Below are 16,589 nucleotides of genomic sequence, written 5' to 3'. Positions count from 1 at the left end.
GGCAGGTGTACAGCGGCCCTTTCGTCCCCGTCAGCGAGTGCCGACCGCCGCGCGCACGGCGCGCCGGGCCAACTGGCAGTCGTCGTGCAGTCGCCGCAGCAGCAGCCTCTGCTCCTCGCCGGACTGCGCGGCACCCGGGTGGGCCGTGCCCGGTGCCGCCGGGGCCGGGTCGTGCATCGAACGCTGTACGGCCATCTCGTAGGTACGGATCTCACGGGTCAGCACCAGCATCAGGTTCACCAGGAAGGCGTCCCGGGACGCCGGCCCCGCCGACTGGGCCATCTGGCTGATCTGCCGACGAGCGACCGGTGCGTCCCCGAGCACCGACCACAGCGTCGCCAGGTCGTAGCCCGGCAGGTACCAGCCCGCGTGCTCCCAGTCCACCAGCACTGGACCGGCCGGTGACAGGAGGATGTTCGACAGCAGTGCGTCGCCGTGGCAGAACTGGCCCATGCCCTGGCGCCCGGCCGCCTGCGCGATGCCGTGCAGCAGCTTCTGCAGGTCACCCAGGTCCCGGTCGGTGAGCAGGCCCAGCTCGTGGTACCGGGAGATACGGGCCGCGTAGTCGAGCGGGGTGTCGAAGGTGCCCGCCGGGGGCCGCCAGGCGTTGAGCCGGCAGATCGCGCCGAGGGCCGCTCTGATGTCCGCCCGGGGCGGCGCCTCCGCCGGGTGCCGCTGGAGCGCGGCCACCCGGCCCGGCATGCGCTCGATCACCAGGGTGCAGTTGTCCGGGTCCGCCGCGATCAGTCTCGGCGCCCGCACAGGCGGGCGGTGCCGGACGAACGAGCGGTACGCCGCTATCTCGTGGCGGATCCGCTCGGACCAGGCGGGGGAGTGGTCCAGTAAACACTTGGCGACAGCCGTGCTGCGGCCGGTCGTGCCGACCAGGAGCACGGACCGTCCGGTGCGGCGCAGCACCTGCACCGGGGCGAACTCCGGGCAGATGCGGTGCACGGACGCGATCGCCGTGCGCAGCTGCGCGCCCTGGGGGCCGGACAAGTCGAGTCTCCCGCTGAGCGGTTGGGTGCCGGTGACCGCGCCGCGCCGAGCCCTGCCCGCACCGAGCACGGGGGCCGCCGGCCGCGCGGGGGCGAGGTAGGGGCCGCTGTCCGTGGGACGGGGGTGCAGCGGCCGGGGCGGTGCGGACACGGAGGACGATGCTGCGTACATGGGCGAAACAGATCCCTTCGTGTGCCTGCGACGACAGCGCACCACCCGGCCCGGAAGCCCGGGAGGACCCTGGGGAGTGCCCCCTGCGGCGACCGGGTCGGGGTGGCGCGTTCCTACCTGACACCGGATGGCCGGTGGCACACCATCTGGCGCACCCTGGCGAACCCTGGCGAATAGTCGCCCGGCAAGTCTCCCCGGGCTACTGTCAACTCAGCCGAGAACCTGGGGGCTTGACGTGAGCGGACAACCCAACACCCGGCTCGCGGACCTGTTCGGCCTGGCCGGCTGGTCCAAGGGCGAACTCGCGAGGCTGGTCAACCGGCAGGCGGCGGCCATGGGCCATCCCCAGCTGTCGACCGACACCTCCCGGGTGCGGCGTTGGATCGACACGGGAGAGATCCCGCGCGATCCGGTTCCGCGGGTGCTGGCGGCTCTGTTCACCGAGCGTCTCGGCCGTGTCGTGACCATCGAGGACCTCGGTCTGGTCCGGCACGGGCGTGCGGGGAAACGGCAGGGCGGCGGGAGCGCGGACGCTCCCGACGGTGTGCCGTGGGCGCCCGAGCGGACCGCCGCGGTCCTCACCGAATTCACGGGAATGGACCTCATGCTCAACCGACGCGGCTTGGTGGGCGCGGGCGCCGCGCTCGCCGCGGGATCCGCACTCAGCAGCGCCATGTACGACTGGCTGCACACCGACCCTTCCCTGGCGGTCGGCGCCCCCGACCTCGACCACCCCCTGCACGCCGACCCCGCCGGGTTCGACCGTTACGAGGCCGCCCCCATCGGGGCGCAGGAGATCGAGGAACTGGAGCGCTCGGTCGGGGTGTTCCGCGCCTGGGACGCGGCCCGCGGCGGCGGGCTCCAACGCAAGGCCGTGGTGGGCCAGCTCAACGAGGTGGGCGGCATGCTCGCCTACCGTCACCCACCCCACCTCCAGCGGCGCCTGTGGGGCGTCGCCGCCAACCTCGCCGTCCTCGCGGGCTGGATGTCGCACGACGTCGGCCTGGAGCCCACGGCCCAGAAGTACTTCGTCATCGCCGCGCACGCGGCCCGAGAGGGCGGGGACCGGCCCCGCGCGGGTGAGGCACTGTCCCGCGCGGCCCGCCAGATGGTGCACCTGGGCCGGCCCGACGACGCCCTGGACCTGATGAAGCTCGCCACGTCCGGTTCCGGTGACGAGGTGCTGCCCCGCACCCGGGCGATGCTCTACACCATCGAGGCCTGGGCACAGGCCTCCATGGGCAAGGGCCAGGCCATGCGCCGCACGCTCGGGCGGGCGGAGGACCTGTTCGTCTCCGACAAGGCCGACGTGCCGCCACCGGACTGGATGCAGACCTTCAAGGAGGAGGACCTGTACGGCATGCAGGCCCTGGCCTACCGCACGCTCGCCGAGTTCGAGCCGGGTGCTGCCGCGCATGCCCAGCACTACGCGCAGAAGGCCCTCGCCCTGCGGGTCGACGGGCGGCAGCGGTCGAAGATCTTCGACTATCTGTCGATGGCGTCGGCCTGCTTCATCGCCGACGACCCCGAACAGGCGGACCGCTACGCGCGGCTGGCCCTGGTGTCGATGGGGTCCAACTCCTCCCACCGCACGTGGGACCGGCTGCGCCAGATGTACCGGCTCACCGCCGAGTACTCCGGCTACCCGAAGATCCAGGAGCTGAGGGAGGAGATCAAGCTCGCCCTGCCCAAGACCAAGGCCAGGGGCGGCAACCGCGCCCAGGCCTGAGTGTCCTAGGACGTGACTTTGGCGACGAGCACACAGGCGTTGTCGTCGCGCTCGCTCTCGCCGAACTCCTGGACCACGGTCCGTACACAGTCCTCCGCCGTGAAGTGTCCGGCCAGGCGCGGTGCCAGATCCAGGAGGAGGTTCGCGGCCGCCGATCCCGTGTGCCCGGGCACGAGCCCGTCCGTGTGCAGAAGCAGCAGGTCGCCCTTTTCGAGGGTCTCTTCGGCCTGCCCGTAGACGGCGCCCGAGGTGGCGCCGAGCAGGACGCCGTCCGGTGCGCCCAGCACGCGCCCCGTCCCGTCGCGGAACAGCAGCGGGACGGGGTGCCCGGCCTGGGCCCACACCAGGGTGCGGGTGGCGGGCCGGTAGCGGCAGCAGACGGCGCTGCCCAGCGCGGGTTGCACGGTGGCGTCGAGTAACTGGTTCAGCCAGGCCATCAACTGCCCCGGCCGGGCACCGGCCATCGCCATACCGCGTACGGCACCGAGCAGCATGGTCATGTTCGACGTGACACCGACCCCCTGGCCGGTGAGGTCGCCGACGCTGAGAAGCGTTTCACCGTCGGTCAGTTCCAGTGCGTCGTACCAGTCGCCGCCGATGAGCGCGTTCGTGGACGCCGGCAGGTGACGGGCCGCCAGGTCCAGGCTCCGCGGTCCCCGGTGCGGAAGCCGCGGGGAAGCGCGCCACGGCGGCAGCACGGCCTCCTGCAACTCGAGGGCGAGCCGGTGTTCACGGTGCGCCGCCTCCTGCCGGTGGTGCAGCGAGTCGCCGGTCTCCCTCACCGCCCGCTGTCCGCGGCGCAGTTCGCTGACGTCGCGCAGCACGGCCCACATCGAGGCGGTGCTGCCGTCGGCGTCGAGCACCGGTTCGCCCATCATGTGCACCGTCCGTACGTCGCCGCCCCGGCGGGCGACGCGGAACTCGCCGTCGATGGGCCGGGCGTCGACGAGGCAGTCGGTGACCATCGCCGTCAGCTTCGGCCGGTCCTCGTCGAGCACCAGGGACGGCAGCTCGTCCAGGGTGAGCGGGGGAGCGGCCGGGTCGCGGCCCAGGATCTCGTAGAGTTCACCGGACCAACTGGCCTCGTCCGTCAGCAGGTTCCATTCGGCGCTGCCGACGCGGCTGAGCAACGAACCCTGCGCGGGGACGTGTGCTGCGCAGACGGCCGCCGTGGGCGGCCCGTCGCGCAGCTGCGCCAAATGCTCGTCGAGGTCGTTGAGCTGGTGCAGGGCCAGGTCGTACAGGGCGCGCTGCCAGCGTTCGCGAGGGTGGTCCGTCCCTGCCCCCTCGGAGTCGCGGCGCACCGCGTCCACGTCGCCCTTGAGCCGCCGCGTCTGCGATATGAGCGCGTCGACCGAGCCGCGTCCGGGCGGCTGGGCGGCTGGGCGGTCCGCGGAGAGGTGGGACGGCATGACGCACTCCGATGCGGGGACGGTACGACGCAGGCGGACGGAGGGACCGTTACGACTGTCGCACAGCCCGCGACGCCCTGTAAGGGATTCGGCGACACCCGATACGGTGGTGCTTCTGGCATATGCCACAGTCTCACGGAGTTACTCCGAGGTAGGTGTGGAGGGTGCCACCCGGAGGCTCAAGTCGTAGACTACACAGGGCATTTGACGGTCCATCGGGCAATGGCGCGAGGTTACTTCAGATGTTCGACGGGCCTGCGTTCGAACCTCGTCGAGCGGTGGCCCCAGGACCCGTCGGACGCCTCACGGGGAGTCCGGCCGTGCCGCGGTCAGTACCGCAGCACCCCGGCCATGCCCTCCGCCTCGCTCAGCGTGCCGTCCGGTACGAAGCGGACCTCGGCGCCGGTCTCCAGGCACTGCTCGACGATCTCGTCCACGACGTCCTCGCGTGCGTCGAGATCGCCGCTCTCGGCGAGGACCAGATGGTCGCCGGCGTCGCGCACCGTCACGCGGTAGTTCTCCTCCACGGCCAGCAGCCGGATGCGGCCGTCCCGGGCGCTCTGCCACAGCTCGTCGACGCCGGCGGCGAACTCCCGCCGCCCGCGCGCCGTATCGAGGGCACGGCTCACGGCGTCCGTGCTCCTGCGGACCTCCGTCTCGACCACCGGGCGCAGGGCCTGCCACACGGCCTCGGGGGTGCCGTGCGCGAGTCCGCCGTGCGGGACGTGCACCGCGCCGCGGGCGGTGGTGCCGAGCTCGTCCAGCAGGGACAGGGCTGCCGGTTCGCCGGTGACGTACAACCGCCTGGGATGCGCGCGCAGCACGGTGTTCATGGCGGTGTCGGCCTCACGCAGGAACTGGCGGGTGCGCTCCTCGCGGAACGCGCTCGGCATGTCGCCGATGCGCTGCTGCCGCTCCGGGTCGAAGTTCTCCACGCGCCGGGTCAGCGGGAAGCCGCCGACACGGGCCTCGGCGACCCGGTCGATGCCGCCGTTCCACAGGGTGGCGCGGTCCGCCGCGAGGGACAGGACCCAGAACGGCCGCCCGGCCGTCTGGGCGGAGACGAGATTGCGGGTGAGGAAGGTGTCCGAGAGCAGCACGCGCTCGGGCACGGACCTGGCCAGTGACCACACCTGGTGCTCGCCCGGAGCGGCGAAGATCGCCAGGCCGTCCTCGGCGTGCGTGAGGTCGACCTCGGACAGGGCCCGGTCCAGGTGCCCGGCGACCTCGGCGCGTCGCTCCCGGGTGACCGCCGGGTCGGCCTCCAGTCGCCTCTTGGCCTCGGCCACCACGTTGCGCAGCCTGACCTGGTCCTGGGCGTTGTAGGGATCGCGCCGATGTGTCGGCGTCAGCACGGAGACCGCGGGGTAGGGGCGCGGGCGCCGCAGCTCGGCAAGGGTCGCGGGACTCAGAACGCTCTCCATGACAGAACGATAGAGCGAATTCGGCATGGGGGCATTTGGGGTGATCGATCTTATTCGTCATCGCGGTCGGAGCCGCAGGAGCTGCCGTCCGGCGGCAGCGTCCCGTACAGGAGGAACGCGTCCACCTTGCCGTGCACGCACTTGGAGGACCCGTAGCCGGTGTGGCCCTCGCCCCGGTTGTCGAGCACCACGGCCGACGATCCGAGCCGCTCGGCCGTCTCCACCGTCCAGCGGTACGGCGTGGCCGGGTCGCCCCGGGTGCCCACGAGCAGCATCCTCGGCGTGTCGACGTCCTTGACGTCGTCGCGGATGTAGTCGGTGCCCTTGGGGCGGCCGTAGCACATCAGCACCTGGGTCAGGCGGTACCGGCCGAAGACCGGTGACGCCTGCTCGTAGCGGGCGCGCAGCCGGCCCAGGTCCTTCGTGACCTGCGCGGCGGTGGGGCGGTCGGGATCGTCCGCGCAGTTGACCGCCATCAGCGCCGCCGGCAGGTTGTCGAGGGGCACGTCCGCCGGGTCGGTGAGTCCGGCGTGCGGACCGCGCCGCAGCGGGAGGGTGAAGCCCCCGGACAGGAACGTCTCCAGACCGCGTGTGTCACCGTCCTCCAGCAGCTCGCCGATGGCCCGCTGCAGTGAGGGCCACAGCTCCCTGCTGTAGAGGCCCTGTCCCAGGGCGCCCGCGAAGTCCTGGCCGGAGAAGGCTTCGCCGAAGTCGGTGGGCACCGGGTCCTTGTCGAGCGACTCGACCACCCGGACGACGTGTTCCCGGGCCGCGCGCGGATCGCGTCCGAACGGGCAGGCGATGTCCTCGGTGCACCAGGTGAGGAAGTTCTCCAGTGCGGTCTGCTGTCCCTGTGCGCTCACCACGCCCTGGTCGGCGAGCGACTCGGTCAGTGTGTCGACGCCGTCCAGCACCATCCTGCCGACCTTCTCGGGGTACTGGGCCGCGTACACCGCGCCGAGCCGGCTGCCGTAGGAGAAGCCCAGGTAGTTGAGCCGGTCGTCGCCGAGCGCGTCGCGCATGACGTCCAGGTCGCGGGCGGCGTTGACCGTGCCGATGTGGGGCAGGACCGGGCCCGAGTGCTCGGTGCACTCGGCCGCCGCGGCGCGCAGCTCTTCGAGTACGGCGTGGGCGTCGGTCGCGTCGGCGTTGCCGTCCGTCGCGTCCAGGGCGTTGTGCGAGGCGTTCCCGCAGCTGACCGGCGAGGAGCGGCCGACGCCGCGCGGGTCGAAGGAGACGACGTCGTAGCCGTTCGTCAGGCCCATGAAGTCCTTGCCGCCCATGGCGAGCTGGGCCACGCCCTGACCACCCGGGCCGCCGAAGTTCAGCAGGACCGAGCCCCGGGACGTGCCGGTGGCGCGGTAGCGGGCGACGGCGAGATCGAGGGTGCCCTTGCCGGGTTCGGCGTAGTCGAGCGGGACGGTGACCTTCCCGCACTGGAGCTCCTTCGGCATGTCCATGCCCGCACACGTCGACCAGGTGACCTTCTGGTCGTAGAAGCGCGCCAGTGCGGGCGGGGGGCCGTCGGCGGCCGGGAGCGCCGTGCCCAGCAGGGCCAGCCCTGCCGTGCCGGTGACCGCGCAGCGCCGTATCGAGGGGCGCGTGGACAGCTTGGCCAGCATCGATGCCTCCTGGGGCGCGGGACGCTCCGCAGCGGACCGGGAAACGGCGCTCCCGCTCACCATATGCGGGCCCCGGAAGCCGCGCCTCCGGGCGGGCGGGGCGGAACGGCGCGCCGCGCCCGCGCGGCCCGGCGCCCGCATACGAAGGGCTTTACCGCTAGTTCGACAACCGGGCCGCTCGATGGAGTGAAAGGCCGATAAGCCATAACTCGGACCGGCCGCCCGGCGTTCTGCCTTGTGCGGGTGAGTGCCCGCGACGATGTCTGGAAGGCAGGGGTCCCATGAGACGGGTTACCCGAAACGGAGTGATCGCCGTCGCCGCCGCCTCGGGCGCGATGGCCATGACCGCCCCGGCGTACGCCGCGGGCGCGGACGGCACGACGGCCGGTTCGCCCGGGGTGGTCTCCGGCAACACCATCCAGCTGCCGGTGCACGTCCCGGTGAACGTGTGCGGCAACACCGTGAACGTGGTGGGGCTCCTGAACCCCGCCGCGGGCAACAGCTGCGCCAACGAGGACGACGGACGCGGCGGCCGACCCGGCCGTACCGGCGGCGCGGCCGCCCAGGGCAGCGGAAAGGATTCACCCGGAGTGATCTCCGGCAACGGTGTACAGCTTCCGGTCGACCTCCTGGTCAATGTCACGGGCAACTCGGTGAACGTGGTCGGCATCGGCAACCCGTCGACCGGCAACGCGTCCTCGAACACCCCCGACGCGGAGCGCCCCGACCGCCCCCGGCACCCGTCGAAGCCGGTCCCGAGGCCGACCGCTCCACCCCGGCCGGACCGGGCTCCGGAACCCGCTCCGGAACCGGCCCCGCGCACCGTCCAGCACGCCAGGGGCGCATTGGCCCACACGGGTACGCACGACGCCCTCCAGGCCGTCGCGGCGAGCGCGGCGCTGGTCGCCGGGGGAGTGGTGCTGCGCCGCAGGTTCCGCCCGGGGCCGGAGGACTGAGCGGCCGGCCGCGTCAGGGTTCCGAAGGCCCCGTCGCCCGGACCGGCGGCGGGGCCTGCCGAAGCCGGGCCACACCGCCTCCGCCACGTCCGGGGGCAGCACCGTCCCCGAGTCCCGTGGTCCGCAGGGTCGGGTCCGCGGCGATGCTCGCCCGAGCCGGCCGCGTCCCGGGCCGGTCCCGCCGGCCCGGATCCGCCGCCCCGCGCCGTGGCGGCCCGCGCCTCAGTCGCGTCCTCGGTGAAACCTGACGTGCGACTCCCGTACCTGTTCGATCAGTTCGGGGACCGGTCCGTCCACGACTGCACCGGGTGCGACCTCGTGTACGGGCAGTGCGCGGACCGGCGGCGCGGGTACTCCCAACTCCACCAGCCATGCGCTCAGTTGTTCGGACGAAGCGACATGGGCGATGCGCCCGAGGCCGACCCAGGCGTGCGCGGCCGCGCACATCGGGCAGTGCTCGCCGGAGGTGTGGACCGTGGCCGCGGCCCGCTCCCGCGAGGTGAGATGCGCAGCCGACCAGCGCGCCAGCTCGAACTCGGGGTGCCGGGTTCGGTCACCCGAGGCGACCCGGTTGTGGCCCTCTCCGAGGACGGTGCCGTCCCGCCCACCAGGACCGAGCCGAACGGCTCGTCCCCGGCCTCCAGCGCCTCGGCCGCGAGCTCCACGCAGCGGCGCAGATGCGGCCGTACCGCGCCTTCACAACCATGGGACCGGCCTTTCCCGTGACTGGGTGATCATCAGGACCTTGTTGCGCCGATACGCAAGCGGAAAGGAACGGGGCCGGGGGGACGGGACGGGGCCGGGACCGAAAGTAGCGAGGCCGCGCGACGGAGAGCAACGGGGCCGCTGGACGAAAACACGTTGACCTCCGGTCCGGCGGCTGCTGAGGTCTGCCCATGGATCATGCTGAGCTGCTCGCCCTGTTCGACCGTGACCTGCGTGAGGGAGCGCGGCCGGACGGTCCGGGCGCCCGTGTCGAGCGGACCGGCGGCGTCGTCCGCCAGGTCGCCTCGGCCCGGGGCTGGAACGGTGTCGTGTGGTCCGGCCTCGATGAGGCCGGAGCGGACGCGGCGATCGCCGGGCAGGTCGGCCACTACAGGGAGCTCGGCCTGGACTTCGAGTGGAAGTTGTACGGGCACGACCGGCCGGCGGACCTCGGGCGACGGCTGCTGGCGGCCGGATTCACACCCCGATCCGAGGAGACGCTGATGATCGGCGAGGCCGGTGATCTGACCCTCGGCACCGAACCACCCGAGGGAGTGCGCGTCGAGCCGGTCACCGACCCGGCGGGCGTCGGTCTCGTGGCCGACGTCCACGAGAAGGCGTTCGGCACGGACAGTTCCTGGCTGCGCCACCGGCTCCTCGCCCGCCTCTCGTCCGACCCGGACACCGTCGTCGCCGTCGTGGCGATGGCCGGGGACGAGCCGGTCAGCGCGGCCCGGATGGAACTCGTGCCCGGCACACCCTTCGCCGGGCTGTGGGGCGGCGGCACCGTGAAGGGCTGGCGCGGCCGCGGCATCTACCGCACCCTGGTGGCCCACCGCGCGCACGCTGCCGCGAGCCGCGGCTACCGCTACCTCCAGGTCGACGCCTCCGATCAGAGCCGGCCGATCCTGGAGCGACTCGGCTTCGTGCCGCTGACGACCACCACGCCGTACATGTACACGCCCCGGCCGAGCCCGGGCGCGGATGGCACAGCCGCGTCGAGCCGGTCCGCCGCAGGTGCATGACGACGAACGAGACGAGCCAGAGCCTCCTCGCCGGGGTGAGCGGCGTCCTCGGCGGTCACATCGCCCGGGCCCTGACCGAGGCGGGCCGCCAGGTCACCGGCCTCGGCTGGAGGCGACGGCAACGGCATCGGGGCCGACCGCACGGAGCGTGACGCACTGTTGCGAGTCGTCGACGGGCGCCACTTCGACACCGTGATCCACGCCCCGACCGCCCTGGGCGAGTCCCGGATGCGCGCCACCGCACGGACGAAGGTCCGGCGCGGCGGTCAGATGCCGATGATCACTCGCCCGCGTGGACGGGCCGGTCCGGAACGCGGACCGGCCCTCGATTCCCGTGCGGCGGGCGCTATGACTTGCTGGAGGCCTTCGCCGCCGTTCCGGCGCACACCAGCCCCAGGATCACGGCCAGCGCACCGATGATGATGTTGTTCCACACGACACCGGCGTCCGGGTTCTCGCCGACGACCCACGGCGAGATGATCATCCACACCCCGAGGGCGCACATGGCCCAGCTCAGGCCGTACATGCGCTCCGGGGCGCGAGTGAACCCGAGCGCCAGCAGGCCGATCGCGACACCCATGATCAGGTTGTGGGTCACGAGCGACGGCTGGCTGGCCGTGTAGTGGACTATCCACGGTGAGGCGGCGCAGTACAGACCGAGCAGGAACACCGGTCCGTCCACGAGCGCCACATCGCGGCCACCGAGCACGCGGGCGTACCGATCCCGCATCTCGGAGGCATCGGGGTGGCCGGTCATGTCACCTCTGGTGGGCGAGACGTTGGCCATGACTCGTCTCCTTCTTGGTACAGGGCGACCGCGTCGGGTGAGAAGTGCGGTAAACGCCACGTAAGCATCATTGTGCTCTTGTTTTTCCCTTATGTGTAGAGCTCGGACCGGAGCGCGGTGTGCCCGGCCGTAACCATGGGACCGGCCTTTCCCGTGACTGGGTGATCATCAGGACCTTGTTGCGCCGATACGCAAGCGGAAAGGAACGGGGCCGGGGGGACGGGACGGGGCCGGGACCGAAAGTAGCGAGGCCGCGCGACGGAGAGCAACGGGGCCGCTGGACGAAAACACGTTGACCTCCGGTCCGGCGGCTGCTGAGGTCTGCCCATGGATCATGCTGAGCTGCTCGCCCTGTTCGACCGTGACCTGCGTGAGGGAGCGCGGCCGGACGGTCCGGGCGCCCGTGTCGAGCGGACCGGCGGCGTCGTCCGCCAGGTCGCCTCGGCCCGGGGCTGGAACGGTGTCGTGTGGTCCGGCCTCGATGAGGCCGGAGCGGACGCGGCGATCGCCGGGCAGGTCGGCCACTACAGGGAGCTCGGCCTGGACTTCGAGTGGAAGTTGTACGGGCACGACCGGCCGGCGGACCTCGGGCGACGGCTGCTGGCGGCCGGATTCACACCCGGATCCGAGGAGACGCTGATGATCGGCGAGGCCGGTGATCTGACCCTCGGCACCGAACCACCCGAGGGAGTGCGCGTCGAGCCGGTCACCGACCCGGCGGGCGTCGGTCTCGTGGCCGACGTCCACGAGAAGGCGTTCGGCACGGACAGTTCCTGGCTGCGCCACCGGCTCCTCGCCCGCCTCTCGTCCGACCCGGACACCGTCGTCGCCGTCGTGGCGATGGCCGGGGACGAGCCGGTCAGCGCGGCCCGGATGGAACTCGTGCCCGGCACACCCTTCGCCGGGCTGTGGGGCGGCGGCACCGTGAAGGGCTGGCGCGGCCGCGGCATCTACCGCACCCTGGTGGCCCACCGCGCGCACGCTGCCGCGAGCCGCGGCTACCGCTACCTCCAGGTCGACGCCTCCGATCAGAGCCGGCCGATCCTGGAGCGACTCGGCTTCGTGCCGCTGACGACCACCACGCCGTACATGTACACGCCCCGGCCGAGCCCGGGCGCGGATGGCACAGCCGCGTCGAGCCGGTCCGCCGCAGGTGCATGACGACGAACGAGACGAGCCAGAGCCTCCTCGCCGGGGTGAGCGGCGTCCTCGGCGGTCACATCGCCCGGGCCCTGACCGAGGCGGGCCGCCAGGTCACCGGCCTCGGCTGGAGGCGACGGCAACGGCATCGGGGCCGACCGCACGGAGCGTGACGCACTGTTGCGAGTCGTCGACGGGCGCCACTTCGACACCGTGATCCACGCCCCGACCGCCCTGGGCGAGTCCCGGATGCGCGCCACCGCACGGACGAAGGTCCGGCGCGGCGGTCAGATGCCGATGATCACTCGCCCGCGTGGACGGGCCGGTCCGGAACGCGGACCGGCCCTCGATTCCCGTGCGGCGGGCGCTATGACTTGCTGGAGGCCTTCGCCGCCGTTCCGGCGCACACCAGCCCCAGGATCACGGCCAGCGCACCGATGATGATGTTGTTCCACACGACACCGGCGTCCGGGTTCTCGCCGACGACCCACGGCGAGATGATCATCCACACCCCGAGGGCGCACATGGCCCAGCTCAGGCCGTACATGCGCTCCGGGGCGCGAGTGAACCCGAGCGCCAGCAGGCCGATCGCGACACCCATGATCAGGTTGTGGGTCACGAGCGACGGCTGGCTGGCCGTGTAGTGGACTATCCACGGTGAGGCGGCGCAGTACAGACCGAGCAGGAACACCGGTCCGTCCACGAGCGCCACATCGCGGCCACCGAGCACGCGGGCGTACCGATCCCGCATCTCGGAGGCATCGGGGTGGCCGGTCATGTCACCTCTGGTGGGCGAGACGTTGGCCATGACTCGTCTCCTTCTTGGTACAGGGCGACCGCGTCGGGTGAGAAGTGCGGTAAACGCCACGTAAGCATCATTGTGCTCTTGTTTTTCCCTTATGTGTAGAGCTCGGACCGGAGCGCGGTGTGCCCGGCCGTACATGTCCGGGCGGATCGGGGGCAACCGGATGTGTACGACAGCGACCGATCGACGTCGCCCGACGGGCGGCGCGGGACAGGGGAGGGCAGCGGACGTGACTGCGGCCATCAGCGCGAAGGTGTTGGAACGGTTCCCGGCGGGATCCCCGCGAGGATCCTGGCCCGCGGAGGAGTACGCGGCGCGCTGCCGCGCCGAGGGCGAGCCCGCCACTGTCGTGATGGACCTGGAGTCGGACGCCTTCCTCGTCGTCGTTCCGTCGGACGACTGAGTTCCGGTCCCTTGCCCCCAGGGCGCTCCCGCGGTCGTTCCGAACTGCGGGGGCGCGCAGGCCTTTCCGGGGTGGGCAGGGTGAACGAGCAGGTCTGGGATACGAGTTGAGCCGGATTCCCGGACGGTCGTCGGCACGCACCGGCCCGGCGGATGCCGGCTGCCACGATCCGTGGCATGACCAAACGACCGGACCTCACACGTCGGCGCCGCGTCGACCTCGCACGCGTCTCCAGCGTCTCCTGTCGCGCCGCAGCCCGACTCTCCCGGCTCGCCGCGTCTTCTCCCCGCCGTATCCGCGAGCTGTCACCTCGTCAGTATCGACGGCGACCGGCTCCCGGACTCCTCCCCGGACAGAACAGCTGGCCGGACGCCAGCGCACTGAGGTGCGTCCGGCGGGCCTCGGCCGTCTGTCCCTGCACCAGCAGGAACATCCCCTCACGCGCCAGCCGCTGGGCCCGGCTGCCCCGATCCATGGAGCGGCCGCCCCCGGCCACGATCGCCGCGGTCGTGGCCGCGCGCAGGAGGTCGAACGCCCGGGTCTTCACGGCCAGCCGCTCCGGGACGCAGTCGTGCCCGGCGGGCCGGTCAGCGAGGGCGTAGGCCTCCCGGCGGACCTGAACGAGCCGGGCTCGCAGTGTTTCGGCCGTCTCCTCGCCCTCCGGGCTCCGCGCCACCAGCTCCAGGGCCGCGCGGGCCACCCCGAAGACCGCCGGACTGGCGTTCGCGGCTCGGGGCAGGTCGACCGCCGCGAACTCCTCCCGCGACGTGCGTAGCACGACCGCCTCCGCCGGCACCCACAGGCCGTCCAGTTCCAGGGACACCGTGCGGGCGGCGGTCAGGGCCGCGAGCCGCATCGGCGCCGAGGGGGTCAGTCCCGGTTGCTCACGGGCCTCGGCGAACACGAACACCACCTCGGCCGTGTCGGTCACCCCGGCCAGCAGCATCACGTCGTTCAGGCCCCAGCCCGTGTACCAGGGCACCCTGCCCTCGAACCGCCAGCCGCCCTTCTCGGGAACGGCCCGCACGGGTACCCGGGGGAAGGCCCGGACATGGGCGAAGGCGATGCCCGCCATCAGCTCGCCGGTCGCCAGCGGGCGCAGCAGTCTCTCCCGGACGGACGAGTCGTAGGTGGCGAGCAGTTTCACCGGCGTGTGGTGCTGTGTCTGCACGAACCATGTGGAGCAGCACGCCCCGGCCAGGATCTCCGCGGTCTCCCGTGCCACGGCGACCGGTGCGTCCGCCCCGCCGTACTCCCGGGGTGCGACCACCCCGAGCAGTCCCGCCCGCTTCACCGCCTCGACATGGCTCGCGGGCACCTTCTCCTGGTCGACCCGCTCGGCCTGCGGGACGAGGAGATCGCGTGCCAGTCGGTGTGCGCCGGTGACGAGGGGATGGGGTGTGGTGGTCATGGGAGGGATTCTCGCCTTCGGGCGGTGTGGGACGCTTTTCAGGGACCTGTGTCGGCGGGCCGCAAGACCGGCCGGCCTCGGGGTTCAGGGACGCGTGTCCAGTTCCGTGAGCACGTCGGAGTCCGGTCCGTCGGCCCGCGCCAGATAGATCCGCCGGCGCACATGTGCGTCCCGCAGGCGCAGCAGTCCGCGCGGGCCCTCGTACGACACCGCGCCCGCCACCGCCCCGATCGCCGAGACATCCAGCGTCCCGGCCCGCTTCAGCAGTGCGGCCGGCAGCAGCACGTCCTCGCAGCAGGACTCGCCGACACTGCCTTGGGCGGGCGCCTCGACGCCTTAGCGGGCGGCGTACCGCCCGTGGAAGTCGAGGGCGTCGCGATCGGCCGGTGGGCCTCTCCCGCGATGGACACCCCTCGTGACCCGGGAGCAGGGATGTCCAGCCCCACCCCACGTCGGCCCGACTGCCTCGTGCAGTTGCCGATACGGGCCGAACGGCTCGCGGCGCGGCGGTTGCAGTCCGTTCTGGAGGCGGAGGGCCGCTCGCTCGAGGCGTGGCGGGTGCCGGCTCCGCTGTCCGACGGCGAGGGCACCACATGACGGGGCTCGCGGAGGCCGGGTTCCTGCCGCCGCCGACGCTGCCCAAGCCGGTCGACCAGCTCGTCGACCAGAACCTCGTGCATCGCAGGGTCGATCCCGTCGACCGGCGTCGCGTCCTGGCCCATCTCACCGCGCCCGGGCAGGAGTACCGGCAGCGGGTCGACCGTGCGGTCCGCGCCGGCTTGCCCCCGTCGGCGACGGCGACGACGAGCTGCTGCGGTCCCTGCCGGACCGGCTGGCGGCGACGCCGGCGAACTCCGCCCGCGTGGGATGCCCCGGACCCCGGCCCCGCGGCGCGCTGAGCGGACGTCACCCGGCCCGGGGGCAACGGGTCTGCGCCTGACTGGTCTACACCCTTGACTGGTACAGACCAATGCGGTTGAGTGTGGCTCCACAGCCCCGCCACGGTCGCCCCCACGCCGTGACCGGACCACCGGTGCGTGCGGTCAAGGGTCTGCTTCGCCCTGCCCTCGTCGGGGTGCGGCCGTGCTCCGCGAAGGAGTTGAACCCGTGTCGAGACGCCGCATCTCCGCAGTCCTGGCCACCCTCACCCTCGCCGGCACCGCGCCGGTGCTCCTGCCCGCCACGAACGCCTCGGCGGCGGCGTGCTCCAGCTACCCGAACTGGACGGCCGGGAAGGCGTATGCCGCGGGCGACATCGTCCGCTACACCGACGGCAAGGCGTACATCGCCGAGCACGCCAACCCGGGCTACGACCCGGTCATCAGCACCTGGTACTGGGAGCCCTACGCCTGTGACAACGGTCCCGGCACGCCCGACGCGCGCTTCGTGGTGAGCGAGGCCCAGTTCAACCAGATGTTCCCGAACCGGAACCCGTTCTACAGCTACAGCGGCCTCACCGCGGCCCTGAGCGCCTACCCCGGCTTCGCCAACACCGGCAGCGACACGGTGAGGAAGCAGGAGGCCGCCGCCTTCCTGGCCAACGTCAGCCACGAGACCGGCGGCCTGGTGCACGTGGTGGAGCAGAACACCGCCAACTACCCGCACTACTGCGACTGGAACCGGCCCTACGGCTGTCCGGCCGGGCAAGCCGCCTACTACGGGCGCGGCCCGATCCAGCTGAGCTGGAACTTCAACTACAAGGCGGCGGGCGACGCGCTCGGCATCGACCTGCTGGGCAACCCCTGGCTGGTGCAGAACGATTCGGCCGTCGCCTGGAAGACGGCCCTGTGGTACTGGAACACCCAGACCGGTCCCGGCAGCATGACCCCGCACAACGCCATGGTGAACGGCGCCGGGTTCGGCCAGACGATCCGCAGCATCAACGGCTTCATGGAGTGCGACGGCAAGAACCCGGCGCAGGTGCAGAGCCGGGTGAACAACTACCAGCGATTCACGCAGATCCTCGGAACGTCACCCGGCGGCAACCTGTACTGCTGACG

Annotated in this window: 17 protein-coding genes and 2 pseudogenes; 10 read left to right on the top strand and 9 right to left on the bottom strand. The window is 72.1% G+C overall.

The features are described 5' to 3' along the window. Positions 1-30: 30 nt before the first annotated feature. Positions 31-1,170: an aminoglycoside phosphotransferase family protein gene (locus ABTX62_RS27805; RefSeq protein WP_352118778.1), complete on the bottom strand. Its 1,140-nt coding sequence runs from the start codon at positions 1,168-1,170 to the stop codon at positions 31-33. A gap of 235 nt (positions 1,171-1,405) precedes the next feature. Here ABTX62_RS27805 and ABTX62_RS27800 point away from each other — a divergent pair, with 235 nt between their 5' ends. Continuing rightward, positions 1,406-2,899: a DNA-binding protein NsdB gene (locus tag ABTX62_RS27800; RefSeq protein ID WP_352118777.1), complete on the top strand. Its 1,494-nt coding sequence runs from the start codon at positions 1,406-1,408 to the stop codon at positions 2,897-2,899. A gap of 5 nt (positions 2,900-2,904) precedes the next feature. Here ABTX62_RS27800 and ABTX62_RS27795 read toward each other — a convergent pair whose 3' ends face one another. The 3 genes from ABTX62_RS27795 to ABTX62_RS27785 all read right to left on the bottom strand — a co-directional run bounded on the left by ABTX62_RS27795 (position 2,905) and on the right by ABTX62_RS27785 (position 7,357). Beyond that, entirely contained in the window at positions 2,905-4,311 is a 1,407-nt protein-coding gene (locus tag ABTX62_RS27795) for a PP2C family protein-serine/threonine phosphatase (protein ID WP_352118776.1), read from the bottom strand. A gap of 329 nt (positions 4,312-4,640) precedes the next feature. Beyond that, positions 4,641-5,735 carry a baeRF3 domain-containing protein gene (locus ABTX62_RS27790; RefSeq protein ID WP_352118775.1) on the bottom strand — a complete coding sequence of 365 codons (1,095 nt, stop codon included), beginning with the start codon at positions 5,733-5,735 and terminating at the stop codon, positions 4,641-4,643. A gap of 50 nt (positions 5,736-5,785) precedes the next feature. Then, positions 5,786-7,357, bottom strand: a complete 1,572-nt coding sequence (locus ABTX62_RS27785) for an alpha/beta fold hydrolase (protein ID WP_352118774.1) — start codon at positions 7,355-7,357, stop codon at positions 5,786-5,788. Positions 7,358-7,638: 281 nt separating this feature from the next. On the opposite strand from ABTX62_RS27785, the gene ABTX62_RS27780 reads away from it, so the two are divergent. Further along, complete coding sequence (locus ABTX62_RS27780) at positions 7,639-8,313, top strand: chaplin (protein WP_352118773.1); 675 nt, start codon at positions 7,639-7,641, stop codon at positions 8,311-8,313. Positions 8,314-8,535: 222 nt separating this feature from the next. Here the strand turns inward: ABTX62_RS27780 and ABTX62_RS27775 are convergent. Next, positions 8,536-8,990: pseudogene (locus ABTX62_RS27775) on the bottom strand (nucleoside deaminase). Positions 8,991-9,209: 219 nt separating this feature from the next. Here ABTX62_RS27775 and ABTX62_RS27770 point away from each other — a divergent pair. Together ABTX62_RS27770 and ABTX62_RS27765 are read left to right on the top strand one after the other, a co-directional pair. Beyond that, the gene (locus ABTX62_RS27770; protein WP_352118772.1) at positions 9,210-10,043 is read left to right on the top strand and encodes a GNAT family N-acetyltransferase; all 834 of its coding nucleotides are present in this window, start codon (positions 9,210-9,212) and stop codon (positions 10,041-10,043) included. Beyond that, the gene (locus tag ABTX62_RS27765) at positions 10,040-10,195 is read left to right on the top strand and encodes a hypothetical protein (RefSeq protein WP_352118770.1); all 156 of its coding nucleotides are present in this window, start codon (positions 10,040-10,042) and stop codon (positions 10,193-10,195) included. Before ABTX62_RS27770 ends, ABTX62_RS27765 begins: the two co-directional genes overlap by 4 nt. A gap of 194 nt (positions 10,196-10,389) precedes the next feature. Here ABTX62_RS27765 and ABTX62_RS27760 read toward each other — a convergent pair whose 3' ends face one another. Continuing rightward, the gene (locus ABTX62_RS27760) at positions 10,390-10,830 is read right to left on the bottom strand and encodes an SPW repeat protein (RefSeq protein WP_352118769.1); all 441 of its coding nucleotides are present in this window, start codon (positions 10,828-10,830) and stop codon (positions 10,390-10,392) included. Positions 10,831-11,157: 327 nt separating this feature from the next. Here ABTX62_RS27760 and ABTX62_RS27755 point away from each other — a divergent pair, with 327 nt between their 5' ends. After that, positions 11,158-11,991 (top strand): GNAT family N-acetyltransferase, encoded by an 834-nt coding sequence (locus ABTX62_RS27755; RefSeq protein WP_352118771.1) that lies wholly within the window; start codon positions 11,158-11,160, stop codon positions 11,989-11,991. Next, positions 11,988-12,143 carry a hypothetical protein gene (locus ABTX62_RS27750; RefSeq protein WP_352118770.1) on the top strand — a complete coding sequence of 52 codons (156 nt, stop codon included), beginning with the start codon at positions 11,988-11,990 and terminating at the stop codon, positions 12,141-12,143. The genes ABTX62_RS27755 and ABTX62_RS27750 overlap by 4 nt, the downstream gene beginning before the upstream one ends. A 194-nt stretch (positions 12,144-12,337) precedes the next feature. Here the strand turns inward: ABTX62_RS27750 and ABTX62_RS27745 are convergent, their stop codons facing one another. After that, positions 12,338-12,778, bottom strand: a complete 441-nt coding sequence (locus ABTX62_RS27745) for an SPW repeat protein (protein WP_352118769.1) — start codon at positions 12,776-12,778, stop codon at positions 12,338-12,340. 238 nt (positions 12,779-13,016) lie between these two features. On the opposite strand from ABTX62_RS27745, the gene ABTX62_RS27740 reads away from it, so the two are divergent. Further along, positions 13,017-13,178, top strand: a complete 162-nt coding sequence (locus tag ABTX62_RS27740) for a DUF8839 family protein (protein WP_502998022.1) — start codon at positions 13,017-13,019, stop codon at positions 13,176-13,178. 313 nt (positions 13,179-13,491) lie between these two features. On the opposite strand, the gene ABTX62_RS27735 is transcribed toward ABTX62_RS27740, so the two are convergent. Continuing rightward, entirely contained in the window at positions 13,492-14,589 is a 1,098-nt protein-coding gene (locus ABTX62_RS27735) for an acyl-CoA dehydrogenase family protein (protein ID WP_352118767.1), read from the bottom strand. An 84-nt stretch (positions 14,590-14,673) separates the two neighbouring features. Further along, positions 14,674-14,973: pseudogene (locus ABTX62_RS27730) on the bottom strand (hypothetical protein); the annotation flags it as partial. 48 nt (positions 14,974-15,021) lie between these two features. Between ABTX62_RS27730 and ABTX62_RS37970 the strand changes: the two are divergent. The 3 genes from ABTX62_RS37970 to ABTX62_RS27720 all read left to right on the top strand — a co-directional run bounded on the left by ABTX62_RS37970 (position 15,022) and on the right by ABTX62_RS27720 (position 16,587). Continuing rightward, entirely contained in the window at positions 15,022-15,186 is a 165-nt protein-coding gene (locus ABTX62_RS37970; protein WP_502998021.1) for a hypothetical protein, read from the top strand. After that, complete coding sequence (locus ABTX62_RS37965) at positions 15,183-15,488, top strand: hypothetical protein (protein WP_502998020.1); 306 nt, start codon at positions 15,183-15,185, stop codon at positions 15,486-15,488. The genes ABTX62_RS37970 and ABTX62_RS37965 overlap by 4 nt, the downstream gene beginning before the upstream one ends. A 208-nt stretch (positions 15,489-15,696) precedes the next feature. After that, a complete protein-coding gene (locus ABTX62_RS27720; protein ID WP_352118766.1) occupies positions 15,697-16,587 on the top strand; it encodes a glycoside hydrolase family 19 protein in 891 nt (296 codons plus the stop codon). Positions 16,588-16,589: the final 2 nt, after the last annotated feature.

Origin of the sequence: Streptomyces sp. NPDC096046, from assembly GCF_040303285.1 — a bacterium.
Lineage (GTDB): Bacteria > Actinomycetota > Actinomycetes > Streptomycetales > Streptomycetaceae > Streptomyces.
The sequence above is the reverse complement of the archived record's forward strand: the minus strand, read 5'-3'. Positions and strand labels throughout refer to the sequence as shown.